This is a genomic window from Okeania sp. SIO3B5, assembly GCF_010692555.1.
Taxonomy (GTDB): domain Bacteria; phylum Cyanobacteriota; class Cyanobacteriia; order Cyanobacteriales; family Microcoleaceae; genus Okeania.
In genome coordinates, this window is the sequence record NZ_JAAHHG010000020.1 from 13810 (window position 1) to 32575 (window position 18766).

The following is an 18766-nucleotide window of genomic DNA, read 5'->3' on the forward strand; positions in this document are numbered from 1 at the left end:
ATTACCTTTAAGTTTTAATGCTTGCTTGGGATAACTAACTGTAGCCATTCCCCCTTTTTTTCTGTAGTTAGGAATCTTTGGTCTGTCTGAGATTTTTCCTTCACTATAGGCTTTTATTAGACCACCCTGAAGAGCGAAATGATTCAGCTACAGTTCTCAATATTTGTTGTGCTGAAGAGCGAATGTAAAACTTTATAGTGATTGTTCTTTTTGTAGACTAATTCCTGCGTCATACTTACCCAGAGTTTTGTGAGACTTAAAATATAATTGTCTGGCATAATATATTCCCATGTTAGTTAGCTTGTGAGACTGTTCGCACAAGAATGTTAAAATAGCAATTAATTCGGGATTTTTACCTACTAAAACTTGCTGACAACAGTACATTTGAAACGAGGGTTGGATGGCTTACCCCTGAGTAATAATAGGATAAAAAAGATAATTTATGACCTAAAAACTGGTATTAAATCTATTCCCATACGACTCCTGAGGACTGAGGACTGACTCCTAAAAAGTACCCTACCTATTTGTAGCAAACATTTATAAAATTGGTATAAATGGCGTAAAACTAGAGAAAAGGAAAAGATGACGAATTATTTCAGAAAAAGCCAAATATAGGAATAGAGCTAATAGACCGCAGTCTCAGCAGAGGCCATCGTCCCGGAATAGTGTTAATGGATACTGGTTATGGTAATAATACAACATTTCTCAAAAAACTCGAAGAAAGGGAATTAAAATACTTAGGAGGAATCGCAAAAAACCGAAAAATAGTAGTTAAACAAAAATCATTCTCAGAAATAGAAACTAGAATAGATGAATTGGCAAAAAGCTTGCCAGTAGAGAAATTTGAGCCAGTTATCTTAAGTTTAGAAAAACCAAAAAAAGTTTGGGTTACAACACTCACAGCATCGACTTCACGCCTTTCTGGAGAAAGAACTTTTGCTATCGTTATGAATGCTAGTTCTACAGAAGAGGCAACAGAAATTGATTATTTTATTACCAATGTTGAGCCATCAAAAGTGACATCTGAGTGGATAGTAAATAGCTACTCAAACAGGAATTGGATAGAGGTTTTTTACCGAGAAGCGCTCATGATGGTTAGGGTTAAGAGAATATCAAGTAAGAGATAAATGGAGTCTAGAACGCCATTTTATCTTAGTGTTTTGTGCTTATACTTTTATCATTTGTCATAAGTTAACAGGGGGACTACGAAGGCAATGGGCGAACAAACCTTTGAAGACCTTTACTGAAGCTTTGGAAGCTTTTCGTACAGCTATGTATGCACCGTTTTTTTGATTGGTTGACTAAAAACCGTGACGTATTTGCCTCTCACAGAGAGAGTTTGGGCTATATTTGGGCTTAAAAGTTGTTTCATTAATTGATAATGGATAATGGATAATGGATAATTACCTCTGGTTAAAACCGTCCTTGATTGAATATAAGGAAATATTATTTATTTTTTCCCCTTAAAAGGGGAGGCTTTAAACCAGAATTATTTAATTATTAATTATTAATTATTCGGTAAGTCCCAATAGTAATTTTTATAGCAGTTTTCATGTTTCATAGAATACAAAGATTTTGGCTTACAGCGGTTTTCATTTCAGTAGACCACAGTAGGGACGTTGCATGCAACGTCCCTACAGGATTTTGGTTATGGCGATGTGGTTCATCAATTTGAAAAGCGCTGTAAAAGCAGCTATGCTGAGGACAGAGGGCAGAAGTTTTTTAGTCAACATGAGTGAAAACCGCTATAAACCCTCAAATTGACAAAAAAAAATTCGGATTTATAGCTACCCGAATTTATATAGCTGCTAAGAAAAAACTGAGAAGCTGCTGATTTTTTCACCTTCTTTGTAAGACAAATTACAGCAGATTTAAAGTAAATGAGGTACACATAAGAATATTCAATAATTTAGAATTACCTCTTCTTATAAATAAAAGGATTGGATAAAAAGATTTTTTTTCTTTTAGTCAATCCTATCCATTTTCAAGGAGAGGTAATTATCTTTTTTTTGCGGGTTTAATACCCCACCGTCAACGGGGGTGTTCAAAATTGTTTGGGGTTAGAATCCCCATGCAATTTTCCCTCCTGACTCCTGACTCCTGACTCCTGACTCCTTCTTCAATAATTATTAATTATTAATTATTAAACTCCCCGTTTTAAAGCAATTTCTACTTGTCTAAATTCTTGATTTAAACGTTTCTTCAATTTTTCAGGTACAGGACGATTTGGATAAGAACTATAATGCCCTGCTAAAGAATTAAGAGCAGTTCTCATAGTAGTAAAAGAAGGTAAAGTCGATACAGAATTATCACGTCTGTAGCGAGAAGCATAGTCATTAATTGTTTGACGTGCTAGTGCTTGAGCTTCCGCCTTACTTTCTGTATTTTCTGGTAACTCAATAGCTGTTTTTAAGGTATTTATTAAAGCTAATGTGTCTTCTTGATAATTTCCAGTTAAAGTTGCGGGATTATTAGAACAGCCTATCAAACCTATTACACAAACGAAAACTAAGGCTAGTATACGAGAAATAAAACGTTTCATAGAAATTTATTTGCTATGGTAGCTAATTTGTTATTGATTATTTCATAGTATAGTCTAGATCAACTTGAGACTTTACTTTACAAAATCAAAAGCTAATTTAGCTACATCGCCGAGAACCCCACGCCAATTTTAAGGTATGGCTTGGGAGTATGTCACTTCAATCTATACAGTATAGTCAGTAGGTTCCTTTCTGGAAGGACTTCAATAATTTAGAATTTAGAATTAAGAATTTAGAATGCGCGAATTACCTTTCCTTGAAAAGAAGAGGATTGACGAACAGGAAAATTTTTATTTATTATCCCCGATCAAGCTATCCCTTGCCCATAAGTCTTGAAACCCTTGTGGGACCCACCCCTAACCCCTCCCAGGAGGGGAAAAAGGAGAAAGGAGAAAAAATCATAGTAGCTAAGTAAAACTACTGAAGTTGTCAAAAAAAAAGTATTTTTCCATACATTTTTTCTCCCGAAAAAGCAGAACCAAGGCTTATACATAACTCGTCTATTTTGTCAAGCTTTATGTTAAGAAAGATGTGGGTCATTTCAGTTATCAGTTATCAGTTATCAGTTATCAGTTATCAGTTATCAGTTATCAGTTATCAGTACCTCTGCAATAAGGAGGCTTGAAATAAGGAATATGTTCTTTTTTTATCCCCTTAAAAGGGGAGGCGCATACCCACAATTTTTCGGTAAAGCATAGATCAAGGGAAAGGTTTAAAGCACAATATTTCGGTAATGCAGCCTGCTTTGATTATTGCAGTCAACCCACATATTGACCACTATAATTTTCTTCTTACTTTTGACTTTTGACTTTTGACTTTTGACTTAAATAAAAAACTACCCTTGGCCAGAGAGTAAACCGAACTAGAAAAATAGCCTACACTAAATAAATAAAGTAAACAAAATCGCAATTGATTTTCTATGCCCGTATTAAGCGAAAGAACCTTAGAAGTTGGACAAAAATTAGAAGGCTTTGAGGTAAAAGCCATTACCCACCTCAAACAACAGCAGATAGTGGCATATCAACTAGAGCATCTGAAAACTGGTGCAAAATTGCTACACCTCTACTCAGAAGATGCTGAAAATTTGTTTTCCATCAGTTTTCCTACTCCTCCGCCAAACAGCACAGGAATACCGCACATTCTAGAACATTCTGTTTTAGCAGGTTCAGAAAAATATCCTGTACGGGAACCATTTTTTGAAATGCTAAAAATGAGTCCGGCCACCTTCATCAATGCGATGACTGGACCTGACTGTACTTATTATCCAGTCTCCAGCAAAGTCAAACAAGACTTATTCAACCTGGCAGAAGTATACTTTGATGCAGTATTTCATCCTCTACTGACGGAAAACACATTCAAACGGGAAGGCCACCATCTAGCTCCTGCCGATCCGGAAAACCCTCAAGGCGACCTAAAATTTACTGGGGTAGTCTATAACGAAATGAGTGGTGTTTTTTCAGACCCCGAACAACGCTTAGATAGTATTGCTAATAGAACTCTATTTCCTGACAACATCTATGGTCTCGAATACGGAGGCGACCCAAAAAATATTCCCGAACTCACTTACCAAGATTTCCGGGAGTTTCACGCCAACTATTATCATCCTAGTAATGCTTACTTTGTTTTCTACGGGAATATTGCCACTCCAGAATATCTAAAATTTTTGGCTGGAAAGTTAGATGTTTTTGAACAACGGAAACCCAACATCAACATTACTCCTCAGTCTCAATGGAGCGAACCCCGTTTCCAAGAAGCTTCTTATCCTATTAGTGCAGCAGACTCGGCAGAAGAGAAAACTTATATTATGCTCAAATGGTTGGTAGGAGATAGTACCAACTCAGATGAGTGGGTGGCCTTGGATATTCTCAGCCGAATACTGTTGGGAAATGAAGGGGCACCATTGAAAAAGGCGATCGTTGAATCTCAAATAGGTCAAGACTTACTAAGGTCTGGAGTAGACTCTGTAGGTAAGGAAACTACTTTTCATATTGGTATTCAAGGTAGCGAACCAGATCGTGGTGAAGCATTCAGTCAGTTAATTATTAATACTCTCACAGAACTTGCAGAAACTGAACTTGAACCTAATCTTGTGGAAGCAGCTTTCCAACAAGCAGCATACCAACATCAAGAAATTGCCAGTATGTATCCTTTGCGGATGTTGTTCCGGGTGATGCAAACTTGGATTTATGGTAACGATCCATTAACGTTTTTGCAAATCGGCGATCGCCTCGTTGAATGCAAACAACGTTATCTTGAAGACCCTAATTATTTCAACAACCTCATCCGCGAAAAGTTACTCAACAACCCCCACCGTTTAACTTTAGTATTAAAGCCAGACCAAGAATGGCAATCAGCTTATGACCAAGAAATAGCAGCACAAGTAGAACAGGTACGTTCTCAACTGACTCCAGAAGAGCTAGACAATATAGCTAAAGAAGCAGAAGCACTAGAAGTTGAGTCAGGAACTCCCAACGATCCAGAAGCAGTAGCTAAACTACCTCAACTACAGGTAAGCGACTTACCACCAAAACCAGATGATCTTCCTACTGATGTCGAACAAATTGATGGTGGAGTCACACTATTACGCAACCATGTGTTGGCAAATGGGGTAAACTATTTGCAGATAGATTTTAGTCTGCGGGGGTTGCCTGAAGATTTGTGGTTGTATGTACCTACTTATATAGATGCTTTGCGGAAGTTGGGTGCAGGAGATATGAATTACGAACATATTGCCCAACGCATTGCTTCTTATACAGGTGGAATTAATTTTAGAACTCAGTTGGGGACTCACGCTCAAGATCCTTATCGCCCTATACATGGATTTCGTGTAACTCTGAAAACCCTTGACGAACAACTACAGCCAGCATTAGATTTATTGCGAGATTTGATTTTTGCAGTCAACCCTCGCGACACTGCTAGACTGCGAGATGTTGTTAATCAGTCTCTGGCTCAGAGTAGTTCTGATTTGGTTTACAATGGTATCTATACAGCCATGTTGCGTGCTGGCGCTGGCATGACGGCAGAAGCTAAAATTAGCCAAATTCTTAACGGTTTGCCTCAATTAGAGTTGCTGAATAAAGTATGCGATCGCTTTGATGAGCATGGGGCTAACTTGATGACGAAAATTGAAACTATCCGTGATTATGTTGCGAATCAACCTATGACTGCTAGTTTCACTGGTTCCGACAATGGTTATGAGGTGGTGAAGAAAACCCTCTCAGAGTGGAGTCAGCAGCAACAGCAACAACCAGGAGAGAATTTTGCTAGTCGCTTCGATCCTATTTACAATCTACAGGAAGGTTTGGCAGGCCCTGTACAGGTAGCTTATTGCGTTCAGACTATGCCTGCACCCCACTTCAGTCATCCCAAATCACCATTGTTAGCATTGGGCGCTCATTTGTTGGGTTTGGGTTATCTATTCAGTGAAATTCGTTTGAAGGGTAATGCTTACGGTGCTGGATGCTCTTACGGTGGGTTAGGAAAGGTTATTTCTTTGTATTCTTACCGAGATCCTCATGTGAGTCGTACTCTTGAGGTGTTTGCAGGTTTGATAGATTATATCAAGGATTTAGATTGGACTCAGACTGATGTTGACCGAGCTATTATTGCTACCATTCAGGATGATTCTCCAGTGTTACGCCCAGAGATGGCTACAAGTTTAGCCTTAGAGCGTTATTTGATAGGGAAAACTACTGAAGTACGAGAGGAACGTTATCAGCGATCGCTTAATGCTACGGTAGGGGATGTTAAGGAAACTTTGTTAGATGTGTTTACTTCAGGAATGGAGCGCAGTAACATTTGTGTGATGTCTTCTCGCGCCAAATTAGAAGAAGCAAACGATCAGATGGAAGAAAACACTTTGGAAATTTCTGATATTATGTGATTTCAGAAAAAGTAAAACCTTGTAAGGACGTTCCATGGAACGTCCCTACTGTAGTCTACCCAAATGAAAACCGCTATACAGAAAAATTTATACTGATTATACTAACTTAATATCATACTAAAAAATAGACATTAAGGTAGAAAAACTGATTCAATAACCTAAGAATATCTCCCCATCTCCCCATCTCCCCATCTCCCCATCTCCCCATCTCCCCATCTCCCCCTCCCCCCATCTCCCCATCTCCCCCTCCCCCCCTCCCCCCCCCCCCCCNAAAGAATAAAGGGAATGTCAAATTACTGAGAAACCAGTAGATGTAGTTGTTGTAGACTTAGGAATTAAAACGTTGGCAACATTGTCAACAGGAGAAGTATTTGATGGCTCTAAATCTTACAAAAAGTTAGAATCTAAACTATCACGATTGCAATACCGCTCGCAGGCATAAAACCAAGTTTTCCAATAACTGGAAAAAAGCACAGCTAAAAATAGCTCAGTTACATTGCTGAGAATAGCTAACATCAGGAAAGATACATTGCATAAACGCGCCTACTTATTTGGCTAAAAACCACAGTCAAATAGTAATAGAAGACCTTAATGTATCAGGTATGATGTCAAACCATAAGCTAGCTAAGGCTGTTGCCGATATGGGTTTTTATGAGTTCAGAAGACAGGCGCGAGTATAAGTGTCAACTATACGGCTCTAAGTTAATCGTTGTTGATAGATGGTTTCCTAGCTCTAAGACTTGCAGTAGGTGTGGAAAGGTAAAGCAGTCTCTGCTGTTATCAGAGCGCGTAATCAAATTGCGAACACTGCAATTTTAGCTGCGTATGAGACTTGAATGCGGCGTTAAATTTAGCTATGGCGGTTAGTTTGCTCCGCAACGCTAGCGCGAACGACCGTGACAGCCTGTGGACTGGATAACGCCGACGTTGCCAGGTAGAAACAGGAATAGAACAGGCTATCTATAGATAATCATAGATTTATATAGATAATCGTAGGTTTCTAAGAACGGTTGCTTTTCTAGCTGAGATGATACGAATATTACCGTTACGTTCTGTATGAACAACAGTAATAATTATAAGACCTTGAATAGCTCCGATACTAATTTCGCGAATCTCTCCATAATTATATCTTTCATCAATAATAGTAAAAACTATGCCATAAAAAATTTCGGTTGCTTCTTCAAAACTAATGCCATGTTTTCTGATATTCTGTTGTTTTTTGTTTTCATCCCACTCAAACATTAAATTGGTTATATTTTAGAGTATATAAGGCTAAGATTTTTCACTATTTATAATACTCTTTTGAGGCTAAATTCTTAACAAGACAAACAATATTCCTACTGATAACTGAAAAAAGGCGATCGCTCCAATAAATATTTGCCAGAAAAAAATTTCAGCAAAGGGTTGATTTAAAATTTATTTGTGCTACTATTTGTATAGTGGGAAAGATGCGCTCATATGTACTCTATGTCCAGTCGCTCAATTATCGCTTCATAACTTCATCCTGCTGAAAAAAAAAGACGATATAGATAATTTAGTCATCTTTAGATGACTTAAGCTATTAGCCAAGGATTTCAATCTTGGTTTGGTTTATTGCCAAAATTCGGAGTTTGCCTCCAGATAAAGTTGGCGAAATAATAGATTTTGTGGATTTTTTGTATCAGCGACAGCAACAGTAAAGTTTGACTCACTCTACTACTAAACTATCTGAAACAGCCTTTGAGAAAATTTGGGATAATCCCGAAGATGATAATGCTGATAACTGATAACTGATAACTGAAAAGGAGCAATTATGAATTTAGTTTGTGAACTTCCTATGGGAATTTCGGAAAATGAGGCTAAGTTTTTTTTAGCAATAAAATTGTATGAAATTAATAAAATTTCTTTAGGAAAAGCAGCAAAATTAGCAGGATATTCTAAGTCAGCTTTTATAGAAATTTTGGGACAATATAAAGCCCCTATTTTTAATTATTCTCCTGAAGAACTACGGGAAGAAATAAGTAAATGATTGAAAGGACAACGTTTAGGAATTTCTGATAGAGATTCAATATTCTTTAACAGCTTTTGATACTAATGTCTTGCTATTTCAATATTAACAATACAACCAATATTCCTACTAACAACTGATAACTGAAAAAAGGCGATCGCTGCTATTCATATTTCCCAGGAAAAAATTTCAGCAAAGGGTTGATTTAAAATTTATTTGTGGTACTGTTTGTATAGTGGGAAAGGTGCGCTTATATATACTCTATGTCCAGTGTCGTAATTATCACCTCATTTAGATTGAAGCACCTAATTTATCGCTTCAATAATTAACAAAACTCACCTCCCATCCTCACAGCTCAACGCTCAACTTTTCACCAACGCCAAAAAACAAAGTACATAGTATATAGATATAAATGTAGATAGATATAAATAATGACACAGACAAATACTTACACCGAGTCGGAAAAAATACTAATTGTCAAAATTCGGAGTTTGCCTCCAGATAAAGTTTCGGAAATAATAGATTTTGTGGATTTTTTGTCTCAGCAACAGCAAGAGCAAAGTTTGACTAACTCTACTACTAAACTATCTGAAACAGCTTTTGAGAAAATTTGGGATAATCCCGAAGATGATGATTATGACTATTTATAAATAAGGAGAGGTAATTATTAATTATTGAAGACGTGGTGCTTCAGCAAACTCATCAAAAGAACGAAATCGACCATTTTCAAAATCATCTAATCCTTGCTGAATACCTTTAATAGCTTCTTCCGTATCGGCAGTTTCCCAGTCTAAAACTCTGGCAAGTAATTCACTGACAACTAGAGAAATATCTTGTCCCTGTTGAGTTGCTTTTTCCCGGAGTCGTGCTTCTAGTTCTGGAGTTAGGTTAATTGTAATTGACATATATATTGTTGATATTTTGATTGAGAATTTAAGGATTTTGTCTATTTTTGCGAGTGGGAATTTCTAGTACATAATCTGCTTGAGTACACAAACTGCGTAACTCCTCGAAGGTATCTGCTAAGGAAGGTTTTTGATGTTGTTTTTGCCATGCTAAAAACTCCTGAAATGTTTGGGTGTCGATAATAGCAGCTACAAGTTTTTCTTGTTCATAAATCATTTGTGGTTTTTGGGTTGGTTATTTTAGGTCTGATAAATTTTGTTGTGCTTCGTGTATTTCCCAATTCAATTTTTACCTCCTATATCCTTGATATTTTGATTGATAATTTAATGTTATTTATACAGGACTTACGCAAAGACACTATGTATAGAGTCCAGTAACTATTGTTCAATAGTGACAACTACTATATATAGCGTATCTACCTAAGTCCTATTGTATTAACATTGAACTCTGGAAATATTTTTATCTGGAAAAATACTCACAAAGGTCAGAACTTACGCAAAGACACTATGTATAGAGTCCAGTAACTATTGTTCAATAGTGACAACTACTATATATAGCGTATCTGCCTAAGTCCTATTATATTAACATTGAACTCTGGAAATATTTTTATCTGGAAAAATACCCAAAAAGGTCAGGACTTACGCAAAGACACTATGTATAGAGTCCAGTAACTATTGTTCAATAGTGACAACTACTATATATAGCGTATCTACCTAAGTCCTATTGTATTAACATTGAACTCTGGAAATATTTTTATCTGGAAAAATACCCAAAAAGGTCAGGACTTACGCAAAGACACTATGTATAGAGTCCAGTAACTATTGTTCAATAGTGACAACTACTATATATAGCGTATCTGCGTAAGTCCTAAAGGTTAGAGAATTAAAACAAATCTTGCAAAAAGCAGGATTTTCACTCTTATCAAGAAAATTTCTCCTAAATTCTGAATTCTAAATTCTAAATTCTAAATTCATCTCTGGAGATGTCTAATGAAATATAGTATTTTAATTCAATGGTCTGAAGAGGATAAAACCTATATTGCTAGTTTGCCTGAATGGGGAAAGTATGCTCAAACTCACGGTGAATCTTATGAGGAAGCACTGGAAAATGCGAAGGAAGTTTTGGCAGATTTAGTTTACGTTTATGAGGAAATGGGGAAACCTCTGCCACAGCTACAGAATTTACAAAGAACCTAATTTGTATAAGCAAACTCAAGAAATTTTGCCGTCACGCACCTTTTTTTATAGATAATTTATGGTGCGTTACGCCCTCCTTGGGAATGGGGAAAAACTGATACCTGAAATGGCTCAACTTTTCCGAAAATTCCTCACAGAAAATTGGATAAAATATTGAGGAGTCTATTTTGATATTCTCAAAAAATATTCATAACTATATATATATATGAGGAGAAACTTATGCAACAGAATGGAAAAATCGCAGCAATAGGAGGAGTTATATTAGTTGTAGTAATTCCTATAATTGGATTCTTAATGCAGGCAGTAGGTTTAGGTATTAATATTGTGCAAGGTTGGCCGACTTTTTTTGTAAAAAAAACAGACCGCTTTTCCTGCGAGTTACGACCAGATACAGAAAGAGGAAAAGATGTTTGGACGGTGATGTATGACGATAATAAAAGTAAACAACCCTGGTTAGGTATGGTTATACCGATGGGAAGAGTTTGGTCTCCTGAGAGACGATGCCAAGAAATAGAAAAGCGGTTAGAAAATTTTCGGGAAGATGGTTTAGTTTCTCTAGGGTATCGCGACGACCCGAATACTCCACAACAACAAGTCTTATGTGTCAAAACAAAGTTAAGCGGTGATGGTTGTCCGTTGTTGATGACTTTGGATGTGGGGACAGATGGTTATCAAGCGTTGCGAGATACTACCAAAGCATTAAGAAATGGAAGGTCTTTTTACCAGTTGGCAAATTCTGGTTCTTCTGAGAAATCGCCTGTTGTTTATTTGGAAACTTTTTTGGCAGAGGAAGATAAGTAGTAGGGTGTGTAGCGGCATCCTTTTTTTTGGTTTTACAGAAAGTCAAGAAATTTAGGCATCAGGTACCTTTTTCTTTATTGATAATCTGATGGTTACGCTAGAAATTTTTCATGTTGCGGAGCAAAACACACCCTACCAGACCAACTTTTTCTACCGTAAATGAATCAAAAAAACAAAGTACATAATATTTTAGATATAAATAATGGCACAGACAAATACTTACATAGAGTCGGAAAAAATACTAATTGCCAAAATTCGGAGCTTGCCTCCGGATAAAGTTTCGGAAATAATAGATTTTGTGGATTTTTTGTCTCAGCGACAGCAAGAGCAAAGTTTGACTAATTCTACTACTAAACTATCTGAAACAGCTAATGTTGTTTGTATTAACATTGAACTCTAGAAATATTTTTATCTGGAAAAATGTCCAAATCGGATGTATAAGTATTTTGTGAGAGAAATAGTAGAGTGTGTAAGGATATTTCCTCTACCAAAGCCAACAATTAAGCTTGACTTTACCTTAATCTATTTTAATTTTAGACATCTTTAAATCTAGCTTTTGATCTGGATAATCTGTCAATTCCAAAGAAAGTTCTTTAGCATTATCTAATAAGGCAAGTGGAATCGTAATAATACCATAATATCTTCTACCATTTGGTGGTAATTCCCCTGGTAAATCTTCTGTACTTGCGTTGAGAGACCTTCCCTGGTCATCTGTAACATTCAAAAAACTGTACAGAAATCTCACAGACTGGTCTCCTTCATTTTTTATATTGACATCTAAAACTAGAGAATTACCCCACCGACGAACATCATTAACTTCTAGAGCTACTCCAGCGTCACTACTCACAATTGGAAAACTTTGCTGGGATTGATTTTTTTGAGAAGACTGTACCTTGGCTTGTTTATTCTGGGAGTCTTTTTTAGTAGTTTTTTCCTCCAGCAGTTTTTGTCGTTCAGCTTCTAATTCTTGCACTCGTCGTTCAGCTTTTTGACGCTTCCACCGTTCCTCCTCCAGTTGCCTTTGTAATTCCTCCTTATGTTTTTCTCTTCCTTTAGCGATCGCCCTTCCCCGATATTCCTCAAACAAATTAATAGGTATACCCCAAGAAAAAGTCCAACGTTGAACACCCGTCTCTACTCTGTCCACAGCTTGCTGAAAAGTTGACCGTTGTGACTCAGACAAACTTGCTTGTAGAGAAGCAAAATTTTGCACAACTTCCACATCACTCATTCCATGAACTGCCACAACCTCACCCTTTACATTCACAACAGGCGCTCCACTCATTCCACCCACAGTCAAAGCTTGATAAGAAACTCCATAACCCCGCGCCAACTTGTCCAAACCCGAAACATCACCTGAAACAAACTGGTCTACCAACTTCCCACCCCGAATAGGAAAACCAGAAATATAGATAGAACTACCTTTTTTCAGACTTTCTGAATTACCTATTTTCAGCACCGGATAGTTACATTTTCCTCCTACTGCCTTAAAAGTAACTAAAGCTAAATCTATATCACTGGGAAATATTTCAACCCTAGCAACATCCCAGACTTTTCCATCTTGTTTAGTCTGTAATAATCTTTCGCCCTCTTTGTTAACTACATGAGCTGCCGTTAGTACGGTACAGACTCCCGCTGCTCCAGGCACGAAAAAACCAGTTCCATGTCCGGGTTGGTTTCTATAAAATAGTTTGACAATACTAGGTTCTAGTCGAGAGGCAATTTCTTGTGGTGATAAAGAACAATTTGTCAGAGTTAGTGAAAGGAAAGTTAGACCAAGGATGCGGGGTAGAGATTTCATCTATTTCGGAAGTTCAGAAGTTTGAGAGTCTAATTTTTCTTGATTATTACCTACAACTCTAACTATGGTCTTTCTCTTCCCATTGAGGAAATTGAAAAGGTCATTGCTCTAAAAAAAGACCCACTATTTACCTATAATCCTTATCTACATTAGATAATAGAACAACTTTTTCTAGTTGTCAAGGGGTATTGGGGGCAGGTTTATCTAATTTTAGGTTGAGCCAGAATAATTTAACGTGGAACCCGCCCCTACTAAAAAAATGTCAATATTTGGCCACAATACTTATCTACTTAGAAAATAGAACAACTTTTTCTAGATGTCAAGGAGCGATCGCTCAATTACTTTAAATTTTGATTATCCCTGTGGTGGAAATTTCCAAATATACTCTTTTTGTTCCTGACCCTAGATTCTGATTTTTCCTAGCCCTAAAAAAAGAGCCACTATTTTCCCATAATACTTATCTACTTTGAAAATAAAACAACTTTTTCTAGTTGTCAAGGAGCGATCGCTTTTTCAGTTATCAGTTATCAGTTATCAGTTATCAGTTATCAGTTATCAGTTATCAGTTATCAGTTATCAGTTATCAGTTATCAGTTATCAGTTATCAGTACTAATTTAATGAGACTTGATACGAATCCTAAAATTATAGACAAAATTGAAAAGGTCTTTGCTCTAAAAAAAGAGCCACTATTTTCCCATAATACTTATCTACTTTGAAAATAAAACAACTTTTTCTAGTTGTCAAGGAGCGATCGCTTCATTATTAGTCTTCAAGCAAAATGAAAATTCCTCCTCACTTCTGACTTCTGACTTCTAACTTCTGACTTCATTTCCTGCCTGTCCCTGCCTGCGGTGAAAATATCAGGAACGGGCAAGATGCCCATTCCACAAAACTATTAAAATCCCAAGCGCATTTATGCAACGCCATAATAAGTGGAGAGTCATCTTTGAGATGACTTAAGCTATTAGCCAAGAATTTCAATTCTTGGTGGGTTGGTAGGTCTTGTCTTTGCCCCCTAAATCCCCCAAAATTGGGGGACTTTGAGAAGCAAATTGAACTCTTGTTCCCCCCAAACTTGGGGGGCTAGGGGGGCAAATTTCAGTTTAACTTCATCAAGGNCAGTTAACGAAGTCAGAAGTCAGAAGTCAGAAGTTAACCCACTCCTGCCCCTCCCAGGAGGGGAGCCAGGAGGGGAAGTCGGGGATTTGAGCAAGGCTCCAAAAATATTACGCCTTAAAAGGCGGGGTTTTAGACCCATATTATTTTGATAAGACCAAAACTCATAAGACATAGATCTATAGATCTATATACTTTCCTTCTTCCTTCTTCCTTCTTCCTTCTTTATTCTTCCTTCTTCAAAAAAACCAAAAGCAGAAAACCAATAAATCTTTCTTACTTTTGACTTTTGACTTTTGACTTTAAATTATCGATCTACAGACCCCATAATAATGTCAATACTACCCAAAATAGCCACAATATCAGCCACCTTTGCACCTTGTAAAATATGAGGAAAAACCTGCAAATTCACAAAATCAGCAGCCCGAATTTTAAAACGCCAAGGGAAAGGACTATTATCACCAATAATATAAATCCCAATCTCTCCCTTACCACTTTCAATCCGAACATAATGTTCACCTTTCGGAATCTTAAAAGTAGGAGGTATTTTCTTACCTAAAAATTGATAATCAAAATCATTCCACTCAGACTTAGGCCCTCCAGCCATCCGTTTTGCTTCCAGATTTTCGTAAGGTCCCCCAGGAAGTCCCTTTATCGCTTGACGAATAATCTTGACGGACTCCCGCATTTCCCGAATCCGCACAAAATATCGGGCCAAACAATCCCCATCTTTTTCCCAATGAACATCCCAGTCAAAATCGTCGTAACATTCATAGTGGTCAACCTTCCGTAAGTCCCATTTAACACCTGAAGCACGCAACATTGGACCAGAAAGCCCCCAATTAATCGCCTCTTCCCTACTAATCACACCTAATCCTGTAATCCGACGACGGAAAATAGGATTATTAGTAATTAAACGTTCATACTCATCAACCTTTGGCAAAAAATAGTCGCAAAAGTCTTCACACTTATCTACCCAACCGTAAGGTAAGTCGGCAGCTACCCCACCAATACGGAAGTAGTTATTATTCACCATCCGATAACCTGTAGCAGCTTCCCATAAGTCATAAATCATTTCCCGTTCCCGGAAAATATAGAAGAAAGGAGTTTGGGCACCCACATCAGCCAAGAATGGGCCAAGCCACAAGAGGTGATTAGCAATCCGGTTTAGTTCCAGCATAATTACCCGGATATAGCTAGCCCGTTTGGGGACTTCAATATCGGCCAATTTTTCCGGAGCATTCACTGTTACAGCTTCGTTAAACATTCCCGCAGCATAATCCCAACGACTAACATAAGGGACAAACATTGTATTAGTGCGGTTTTCAGCAATCTTTTCCATGCCCCTGTGTAAATAGCCAATCACAGGTTCACAGTCAACTACATCTTCCCCGTCTAAGGTGACAATTAACCGCAATACCCCGTGCATTGAGGGATGATGGGGCCCCATGTTAATGACCATGGGTTCGGTTCTGGTTTCAATTTTGCTCATGTTGATTCTTCTCTATAGTGATCTATTTTTATTTCAGCCCAATTATATTGTTAGACTGTAAATGGGTTCAGGCTAAATGTTATTATTATTGCTTGTATTTATCTAACGTTGGCATTTATACCCGCGCTCTCCTGCAAGGGAGCGTCGTATGGGAATGCCAATCAGTGCTACAATAAAATCACTTAATGTTAGTAATAGGCCAAAAACATTGAAGTCCAGATACAAGTACCGCATCTATCCAAATCATATCCAAATAACCAAATTAAATCAACTATTTGGTTGTTGCAGATATGTTTGGAATAGCACATTAGCACATTGTAATCAACTATATTCTAACGGTCAAAAGAAACCTAGCTATGTGGACTTAACTAAACAATTCATAACTCAAGCTAAACAAGAATTACTTTGGCTAAAGGAAGTTGCATCTACTCCATTACAACAGTCTCTCAAGGATTTAGAAAGTGCCTATAAAAACTTCTTTGATAGTTGCAAAGGCAAAAGTCAAGGAATTAAAGTTAAGCCACCAAAGTTTAAGTCCAAAAAATCTAGGCAATCTGCAAGATTTGTAGGTGCTAATTACAAGATTGGTCAAGATAAAATCTATCTACCAAAAATAGGCAAGATTAAAATAGTTTGGTCTAGAAAATTGCCTGCTGAACCTACCTCTTTGACAATAATCTAAATTTGACAATAATCTAAAGATGCAGCAAATCGTTATTTTGCTAGTTTTGTAGTAGATATTAAGCCCGAACCTTTACCTGAAACTAATAATTCAATAGGAATTGATTTGGGAATTTCGACTTTTGCAACTTTAAGTAATGGAGATAAAATTAATGCTCCAAAGCCTCTTAAGAACAACCTCAAAAAGCTAGCTAAATTCCAGCGTAAATTTGCTCGTACTGAAAAAGGCAGCAAGGGTCGTGAAAGGCATAGGTTAAGAGTAGCCAAACTTTCCTACGGAATGCTACGCAAACATGCTAAAATCAAAGATATTCGTACAGATTTTTTGCACAAACTATCAACCGATTTAGTTGAAAAATATGACACCATTGTGTTAGAAGACTTAAATGTTTATGGCATGGTTAAAAACCGTTAAGTTAGCTAAAGCAATCAGCGACTTAGGGTGGAGGCAGTTCAGAACTTTAACTGAGGCTAAATGCAATAAATATGGTAGGGAATTTAGAATTATTTCTAGGTGGGAACCCACTTCTCAAAAATGTTCTAATTGTGGTTTTCAAGGTGGTAAAAAAGAGCTAAATGTTAGGAGATGGACTTGTTTGAATTGCGGTGCATCCCATGATAGAGATGTAAACGCTGCCGTCAATATTTTAGAAGTTATTCAACCGAAAACCAAGGTTGAAACTAAAGCAATAGAAAACCCGATTCAACTATCACTTTTCAATGAAGTCGCCGAGGGTCAACGGTCGATTATTTATCGGACACGGAGCCGTCGTAAGTCGTCCCCTAAAAAGGATGCAAATGGTAATGATGTGTCAACCCTTCCTGAGTCATTAGTTCAGCTTAGTCTGTTCGAGTGATGGATAGGAATCCCGCCCTGTCTCGCAGAGCAGCGTCGGGAGGATGTCAAGTTCTGTTAAATAGTCAGTTGCTAGAACCAGATATAATTCTACTTACCCTGAGACACTACATATATTAGGTCAAAACTATAGTGCCACACTATAAGTAGTGTTTTCAATCAAAAATGCGTAATTTATAGCAATGTGCGCTGGCATATTTACAAATTACAAGAACTGTCCAGTAGCTAAAAGTCTTATATTATCCGTTTTTTATTCCCCTCCTGGGAGGGGGTAGGGGTGGGTTGCCTGTTGCCAGATAAGCTGTTGCCTGTTACCTGCGCACAGCGCTATACAAACTAATTAGTCAATTCTTATTGTAAATTGTAAACTTCAGACTTGATGAACCATGTATCTGTTCTCAGTGCCGAGTTAATCCAAGGTTTAGCAATATCTCCAAGAGGTCTTTACTTAGATGCAACAGTAGGATTTGGTGGCCATACCCAGTCAATTTTAGCTACGGCCCCAGATGTTAAAGTAGTAGCTATTGACCAAGATGAACAAGCGATCGCCTATTGTCAAACTTTATTGGCCTCTGAAAATTCTAATATTCAATTTTGGCATGGAAATTTTGCAGATTATGAGCCAAAAAATCTTGAATTTGATGGTATAATAGCAGACTTGGGTGTAAGCTCGGTGCAATTGGATACCCCAGAACGAGGGTTCAGTTTCCGGCATCAAGCTAAACTAGATATGCGGATGAACCAGCAGCAATCTCTGACCGCAGCCGAAATAGTTAATTCTTGGGAAGAAGCCAAATTAGCAAATATTTTTTATACCTATGGGGAAGAACGTTTGTCACGACGTATTGCTAGAAAAATAGTAGAACATCGTCCTTTTGAAACAACAACCGAGTTAGCAGAAGCGATCGCCCACTGTGTACCTCGTAAATACCGTTATGGTAGGATACATCCCGCCACTCGTGTTTTTCAGGCTTTAAGAATACAAGTAAATCAAGAACTTACTGCCCTAGAAACTTTTCTAGGCAATGCTCCTAATTGGCTCAAACCAGGAGGTAGAATAGGAATTATTAGTTTTCATAGTTTAGAAGATCGTTTAGTTAAACATAGTTTAAGAAGTTCATCTGTTTTGCAAGTATTGACAAAAAAGCCCATCCAAGCCCAAGATAGTGAAATAACATTAAACTCACGGGCACGTTCTGCTAAACTTAGATTGGCAGAAAAAATTGGTTAATCTAAGTATAAAAATCCATAAATAATTAACAAAAAAAACTGAATTATAATTAAATTTATTGTTGAATATTGTTCAGTAAATGAAACCTTTATTGGAATAATATATCTAGAATTAAGTATAGAATATACTCAAAATTAGTTTTTCTTGGAAGTTTATGGCCAGAGAAAAAATGAAACCCAAATTCATAAAATTTAACTCAAGGCTATTTATCCTAAATAATATACATTAATAAATTAGGAAACTCTCAAGGCCAACGAGAGTATAAAATTTGAAAA

Annotated in this window: 19 protein-coding genes and 2 pseudogenes; 14 read left to right on the forward strand and 7 right to left on the reverse strand. The window is 37.2% G+C overall.

All coding sequences use genetic code 11. The features are described 5' to 3' along the window. Positions 1–192: 192 nt before the first annotated feature. Complete coding sequence (locus F6K54_RS04435) at positions 193–384, reverse strand: hypothetical protein (protein WP_293075034.1); 192 nt, start codon at positions 382–384, stop codon at positions 193–195. Positions 385–572: 188 nt separating this feature from the next. Here F6K54_RS04435 and F6K54_RS04440 point away from each other — a divergent pair. Further along, a pseudogene (locus F6K54_RS04440) lies at positions 573–1360 on the forward strand (transposase); the annotation flags it as partial. A gap of 783 nt (positions 1361–2143) precedes the next feature. Here the strand turns inward: F6K54_RS04440 and psb27 are convergent. Further along, positions 2144–2542, reverse strand: a complete 399-nt coding sequence (gene psb27, locus F6K54_RS04445; RefSeq protein WP_293075037.1) for a photosystem II protein Psb27 — start codon at positions 2540–2542, stop codon at positions 2144–2146. A gap of 917 nt (positions 2543–3459) precedes the next feature. Here psb27 and F6K54_RS04450 point away from each other — a divergent pair. From F6K54_RS04450 to F6K54_RS04460, 3 genes are all read left to right on the forward strand, one after another. Then, positions 3460–6423: an insulinase family protein gene (locus tag F6K54_RS04450; RefSeq protein ID WP_293075040.1), complete on the forward strand. Its 2964-nt coding sequence runs from the start codon at positions 3460–3462 to the stop codon at positions 6421–6423. 551 nt (positions 6424–6974) lie between these two features. Next, positions 6975–7103 carry a hypothetical protein gene (locus F6K54_RS04455; RefSeq protein ID WP_293075043.1) on the forward strand — a complete coding sequence of 43 codons (129 nt, stop codon included), beginning with the start codon at positions 6975–6977 and terminating at the stop codon, positions 7101–7103. Then, entirely contained in the window at positions 7075–7242 is a 168-nt protein-coding gene (locus F6K54_RS04460; protein ID WP_293075046.1) for a zinc ribbon domain-containing protein, read from the forward strand. The genes F6K54_RS04455 and F6K54_RS04460 overlap by 29 nt, the downstream gene beginning before the upstream one ends. Positions 7243–7401: 159 nt before the next feature. On the opposite strand, the gene F6K54_RS04465 is transcribed toward F6K54_RS04460, so the two are convergent. Beyond that, positions 7402–7665, reverse strand: coding sequence for a BrnT family toxin (locus F6K54_RS04465; protein WP_293075049.1), 264 nt, complete (start codon positions 7663–7665; stop codon positions 7402–7404). Positions 7666–8003: 338 nt separating this feature from the next. On the opposite strand from F6K54_RS04465, the gene F6K54_RS43705 reads away from it, so the two are divergent. The 3 genes from F6K54_RS43705 (at position 8004) to F6K54_RS04475 (ending at position 9060) form a co-directional block, all read left to right on the forward strand. Continuing rightward, entirely contained in the window at positions 8004–8102 is a 99-nt protein-coding gene (locus tag F6K54_RS43705; RefSeq protein WP_375341952.1) for a DUF2281 domain-containing protein, read from the forward strand. A 113-nt stretch (positions 8103–8215) separates the two neighbouring features. Further along, positions 8216–8431: a UPF0175 family protein gene (locus F6K54_RS04470; RefSeq protein WP_293075052.1), complete on the forward strand. Its 216-nt coding sequence runs from the start codon at positions 8216–8218 to the stop codon at positions 8429–8431. Positions 8432–8841: 410 nt separating this feature from the next. Beyond that, a complete protein-coding gene (locus F6K54_RS04475; RefSeq protein ID WP_293075055.1) occupies positions 8842–9060 on the forward strand; it encodes a DUF2281 domain-containing protein in 219 nt (72 codons plus the stop codon). A 21-nt stretch (positions 9061–9081) separates the two neighbouring features. Here the strand turns inward: F6K54_RS04475 and F6K54_RS04480 are convergent, their stop codons facing one another. Both F6K54_RS04480 and F6K54_RS04485 read right to left on the reverse strand, forming a co-directional pair. Further along, positions 9082–9315, reverse strand: a complete 234-nt coding sequence (locus F6K54_RS04480; RefSeq protein WP_293075058.1) for a hypothetical protein — start codon at positions 9313–9315, stop codon at positions 9082–9084. Positions 9316–9343: 28 nt separating this feature from the next. After that, positions 9344–9532 carry a hypothetical protein gene (locus F6K54_RS04485; protein WP_293075061.1) on the reverse strand — a complete coding sequence of 63 codons (189 nt, stop codon included), beginning with the start codon at positions 9530–9532 and terminating at the stop codon, positions 9344–9346. A gap of 773 nt (positions 9533–10305) precedes the next feature. Here F6K54_RS04485 and F6K54_RS04490 point away from each other — a divergent pair. The 3 genes from F6K54_RS04490 (at position 10306) to F6K54_RS04500 (ending at position 11713) form a co-directional block, all read left to right on the forward strand. After that, on the forward strand, positions 10306–10512 hold the full coding sequence (locus tag F6K54_RS04490; protein WP_293075064.1) for a type II toxin-antitoxin system HicB family antitoxin: 207 nt from the start codon (positions 10306–10308) through the stop codon (positions 10510–10512). A 219-nt stretch (positions 10513–10731) separates the two neighbouring features. Then, a complete protein-coding gene (locus F6K54_RS04495) occupies positions 10732–11313 on the forward strand; it encodes a COP23 domain-containing protein (protein WP_293075066.1) in 582 nt (193 codons plus the stop codon). A gap of 202 nt (positions 11314–11515) precedes the next feature. Beyond that, positions 11516–11713: a DUF2281 domain-containing protein gene (locus F6K54_RS04500; RefSeq protein ID WP_293075068.1), complete on the forward strand. Its 198-nt coding sequence runs from the start codon at positions 11516–11518 to the stop codon at positions 11711–11713. 117 nt (positions 11714–11830) lie between these two features. On the opposite strand, the gene F6K54_RS04505 is transcribed toward F6K54_RS04500, so the two are convergent. Next, positions 11831–13114: a serine protease gene (locus F6K54_RS04505; protein WP_293075071.1), complete on the reverse strand. Its 1284-nt coding sequence runs from the start codon at positions 13112–13114 to the stop codon at positions 11831–11833. Positions 13115–13580: 466 nt separating this feature from the next. Here F6K54_RS04505 and F6K54_RS04510 point away from each other — a divergent pair, with 466 nt between their 5' ends. Then, positions 13581–13733 (forward strand): hypothetical protein, encoded by a 153-nt coding sequence (locus tag F6K54_RS04510; RefSeq protein WP_293075072.1) that lies wholly within the window; start codon positions 13581–13583, stop codon positions 13731–13733. Positions 13734–14538: 805 nt separating this feature from the next. Here the strand turns inward: F6K54_RS04510 and F6K54_RS04515 are convergent. After that, positions 14539–15723 (reverse strand): NAD(P)H-quinone oxidoreductase subunit H, encoded by a 1185-nt coding sequence (locus F6K54_RS04515; protein WP_293075074.1) that lies wholly within the window; start codon positions 15721–15723, stop codon positions 14539–14541. 154 nt (positions 15724–15877) lie between these two features. Between F6K54_RS04515 and F6K54_RS04520 the strand changes: the two are divergent. From F6K54_RS04520 to rsmH, 3 genes and pseudogenes are all read left to right on the forward strand, one after another. Continuing rightward, positions 15878–16819 (forward strand): annotated as a pseudogene (locus F6K54_RS04520) (RNA-guided endonuclease InsQ/TnpB family protein). After that, on the forward strand, positions 16797–17261 hold the full coding sequence (locus F6K54_RS04525; protein WP_293075075.1) for a zinc ribbon domain-containing protein: 465 nt from the start codon (positions 16797–16799) through the stop codon (positions 17259–17261). Before F6K54_RS04520 ends, F6K54_RS04525 begins: the two are co-directional and overlap by 23 nt. A 378-nt stretch (positions 17262–17639) precedes the next feature. Then, a complete protein-coding gene (gene rsmH / locus F6K54_RS04530) occupies positions 17640–18491 on the forward strand; it encodes a 16S rRNA (cytosine(1402)-N(4))-methyltransferase RsmH (RefSeq protein ID WP_293075077.1) in 852 nt (283 codons plus the stop codon). Positions 18492–18766 lie beyond the last annotated feature (275 nt).

Excerpts from the sequence above, each read along its gene's own strand:
- F6K54_RS04460 (WP_293075046.1), top strand. The coding sequence starts at position 7,075 with ATGAGTTCAGAAGACAGGCGCGAGTATAAGTGTCAACTATACGGCTCT.
- F6K54_RS04500 (WP_293075068.1), top strand. The coding sequence starts at position 11,516 with ATGGCACAGACAAATACTTACATAGAGTCGGAAAAAATACTAATTGCC.
- F6K54_RS04515 (WP_293075074.1), bottom strand. The coding sequence starts at position 15,723 with ATGAGCAAAATTGAAACCAGAACCGAACCCATGGTCATTAACATGGGG.
- F6K54_RS04470 (WP_293075052.1), top strand. The coding sequence starts at position 8,216 with ATGAATTTAGTTTGTGAACTTCCTATGGGAATTTCGGAAAATGAGGCT.
- F6K54_RS04475 (WP_293075055.1), top strand. The coding sequence starts at position 8,842 with ATGACACAGACAAATACTTACACCGAGTCGGAAAAAATACTAATTGTC.
- F6K54_RS04490 (WP_293075064.1), top strand. The coding sequence starts at position 10,306 with ATGAAATATAGTATTTTAATTCAATGGTCTGAAGAGGATAAAACCTAT.
- rsmH (WP_293075077.1), top strand. The coding sequence starts at position 17,640 with ATGAACCATGTATCTGTTCTCAGTGCCGAGTTAATCCAAGGTTTAGCA.
- F6K54_RS04505 (WP_293075071.1), bottom strand. The coding sequence starts at position 13,114 with ATGAAATCTCTACCCCGCATCCTTGGTCTAACTTTCCTTTCACTAACT.
- F6K54_RS04435 (WP_293075034.1), bottom strand. The coding sequence starts at position 384 with ATGTACTGTTGTCAGCAAGTTTTAGTAGGTAAAAATCCCGAATTAATT.
- F6K54_RS04480 (WP_293075058.1), bottom strand. The coding sequence starts at position 9,315 with ATGTCAATTACAATTAACCTAACTCCAGAACTAGAAGCACGACTCCGG.
- F6K54_RS04450 (WP_293075040.1), top strand. The coding sequence starts at position 3,460 with ATGCCCGTATTAAGCGAAAGAACCTTAGAAGTTGGACAAAAATTAGAA.
- F6K54_RS04525 (WP_293075075.1), top strand. The coding sequence starts at position 16,797 with ATGGCATGGTTAAAAACCGTTAAGTTAGCTAAAGCAATCAGCGACTTA.
- psb27 (WP_293075037.1), bottom strand. The coding sequence starts at position 2,542 with ATGAAACGTTTTATTTCTCGTATACTAGCCTTAGTTTTCGTTTGTGTA.
- F6K54_RS04495 (WP_293075066.1), top strand. The coding sequence starts at position 10,732 with ATGCAACAGAATGGAAAAATCGCAGCAATAGGAGGAGTTATATTAGTT.
- F6K54_RS04485 (WP_293075061.1), bottom strand. The coding sequence starts at position 9,532 with ATGATTTATGAACAAGAAAAACTTGTAGCTGCTATTATCGACACCCAA.
- F6K54_RS04465 (WP_293075049.1), bottom strand. The coding sequence starts at position 7,665 with ATGTTTGAGTGGGATGAAAACAAAAAACAACAGAATATCAGAAAACAT.